The organism is Lewinella sp. (assembly GCF_050633125.1).
Taxonomy (GTDB): domain Bacteria; phylum Bacteroidota; class Bacteroidia; order Chitinophagales; family Saprospiraceae; genus Lewinella.
Window position 1 is genome coordinate 1 of record NZ_JBOEFX010000221.1, and the last position, 232, is coordinate 232.

Sequence of the window (232 nt, forward strand, 5' to 3'; positions counted from 1 at the left end):
GAACACCAGTCGATGATATTCCATTCGCGACGGAAGGAGTAAGTGCCTTCACATACATTGATGCGGGGTTCATCTGAGTAGCTCGCACCAAGGTTACAGTAGTTTTGTGATAGGTCAACATAACCTTGGGCCGTCAGTAGGAAAGGATAGCCCGTCACGCTGGCGTGGGGGTTCTCATCAGGACCACCGGTTACCCCATCGGTTGGGAACTCTTCATCACACTCAATCACTG

At 51.3% G+C, this 232-nt stretch carries 1 protein-coding gene; it reads right to left on the bottom strand.

The genetic code is table 11. The features are described 5' to 3' along the window. The coding region (locus tag ACRBG0_RS28380; RefSeq protein WP_431490201.1) for a hypothetical protein at positions 1 to 232 on the bottom strand (232 nt) is incomplete at both ends.